This window comes from Streptomyces ossamyceticus, from assembly GCF_001418475.1.
Lineage (GTDB): Bacteria > Actinomycetota > Actinomycetes > Streptomycetales > Streptomycetaceae > Streptomyces > Streptomyces ossamyceticus.
The window spans coordinates 1-2,285 of record NZ_LIQX01000715.1 but is presented as its reverse complement, the minus strand read 5'-3'; the positions used below and the strand labels follow the sequence as shown (position 1 = coordinate 2,285).

Genomic DNA, 2,285 nt, shown 5'->3' with positions numbered 1-2,285 from the left:
GCCCTCAACCAGCCCCCCGAGCCGCTCCGCCTCGGCCCCTCCGACGACGCGGAATGGGCGGCGTTCGCCGCAGAGGCCCTCCTGCGCGCCGGGGACGCCGCCGCGCTCGGCGACCTGAGCCTGGAGCGCCGTACCCGCGCCGCCATCGACCTGTCCTGGAACACCGTCGCCAGCGAGATCGCCGCGGCCGCGGAGCGTGCCCCCGAGGTCGAGTCCGCCGTGCTCCCCCTGCGCGCCCGCATCTCCGTGCGCGCGGGACTCGGCAACCTCGCCACCGGCCTGCGTCCGCCCGCCACCGGCCACGACAACCCGCACTACTTCGACGACGCGGCCTGCGTCCGCGCCTGCGTGCTCGCGGTGGCCCACCCGGGAGACCCCCGACGCGCCGCCGAACTCGCCGAGTTCGACGCCCGCTACACCCAGGACGGCGACGGTGTGCACGGCGCCCGCGCGATGGCCGCCGCCCTCGCGCTCGCCCTCGACGGCGCGGACGTCGACGCGTGCGCGGCGGCGGCCCTCGCCGAACTCCCCGCGGAGACGGAGATCGGCCGCAACGCCCGCCACGCCCTGGACCTGGCCCACCGCCACAGAAGAGAAGGAACATTCGCGCTCGTGCCGCTGCTGGAGCACCAGATCGTCGACCACGTCTACAGCTACGGCATCGCCGCCGCCGAGACGGTCCCCGTCGCCCTCGCCCTGGCCACCGCCGCCCGCGGCCGGATCGCCGAGGCCGTCCCCGCCGCCGCCTGCCTCTCCCGGGTCGCCGACTCCGCGCCCGCGCTCGCCGGAGCCCTGACCGGCGCGCTCGGCGGCGCCGCCGCCGTCCCCGACACCTGGCGGGACGCCTGCCGCACCCTCTCCGGCTGCGCCCTGCCCCGCCTCACCGGTACGGATCTCGTACACCTCGCCGAACTTCTCGCAGCCACGGAACTCGGCACCCCTGGAGGATGATTCGGGCATGACGCCTCCAATGGAACCCCATCGCCACACAGTTCCCCATACCGACGCGGGTCTGGAGGAACGCATCACCGGCGCCCTGGTCGGCGCCGCCGTCGGCGACGCCCTCGGCGGCCCGGTCGAGGGCTACACCCCGGAGCAGATCCTCGAACGTCACGGCGGCCGCGTCCACGGCATCGTCGGCCCCTGGAACGGCGACGACTGGCGCACCGCCCGCCCGATCGCCCCGTACCACAAGGGCGACGGCCACGTCACCGACGACACCTTGATGACGCACGCGCTGGTACGGGTGTACGAGCGGGTCCGCGACCACCTCGACGCCTACGCGATCGCCGAGCACCTGGTCCCCGACATGATGACCACCCCGCGCTGGATCCCGGAGCTGGAGGCGGAGGCCCTCCCCCTGCAACGGGTCTTCCTCGCCGAGAAGTGGCTGGTGGCCCGGCTGCACTACGGCCATGTCGACCCCCGCGAGGCCGGTGCCGGCAACATCGTCAACTGCGGTGCCGCGATGTACATGGCGCCGGTCGGCCTGGTCAACGCGGCCGACCCGAGGGGCGCGTACGCCGAGGCCCTCGACATCGCGGGCGCCCACCAGTCGTCGTACGGCAGGGAGGCGGCGGGCGTGTTCGCGGCGGCCGTCGCGGCGGCGTGCGCCCCGGGCGCCACCGCGCGGTCGGTGGTCGACACCTGCGTACGGCTGGCGAAGGACGGCACGCGCGCCACGATCGAGGCGGTGTGCGAGGTGGCGTCCCGGCACGCGGACTTCGAGTCGGCGCTGAAGCCGCTGCGGGAGGCGGTGGCGCCCTTCGACACGGTCGGCCCCGACTACCGCGCCCCCTCCCTGGGTGCCCGCCGACCCTCCCGGCTCCACTCCATCGAGGAACTGCCCATCGCGCTGGGCATGTTGCTGGTGGCCCGCGGCGACTACCGCCACGCGGTGCTGGGTTCCGTGAACTACGGCCGCGACTGCGACTCCATCGCCACGATGGCCGGGGCCCTGGCCGGGGCGCTGGGCTCGGACGTGCCCGCGGACTGGGCGAAGACCGTCGCCGAGGCGAGCCGCCTGGATCTGCACGCGCCGGCCACGGCGTTGACCGAGGTGGCCCTGCAGATCCACGAGCGGGACGTACGCAGCCGTCGCGCCCACGAGGCCGCCTTCACCACCCTGGCGGGCACCCGATGACCGCCCTGCGCCTCACCTGGGTCCAGCCCGAGGACCTCCTCGGCCACGAGCTCCAGCAGGCCGCCCAGGACGGCCGGGCGCCCGCCGCCATCGCCACCCGCTGGAAGAACGCGGGCGGCCCCCCGGCCGTCCTGGGCGGCCT

2 protein-coding genes are annotated in these 2,285 nt (G+C 75.4%); both read left to right on the top strand.

The annotated features are described in order from the left end of the window. Window positions 1–951: ADP-ribosylglycohydrolase family protein (locus AOK15_RS37345; RefSeq protein WP_167738901.1), on the top strand; the 951-nt coding region annotated here is incomplete at its 5' end. A gap of 7 nt (window positions 952–958) precedes the next feature. After that, window positions 959–2,143, top strand: coding sequence for an ADP-ribosylglycohydrolase family protein (locus AOK15_RS37340; RefSeq protein ID WP_055523137.1), 1,185 nt, complete (start codon window positions 959–961; stop codon window positions 2,141–2,143). Window positions 2,144–2,285 lie beyond the last annotated feature (142 nt).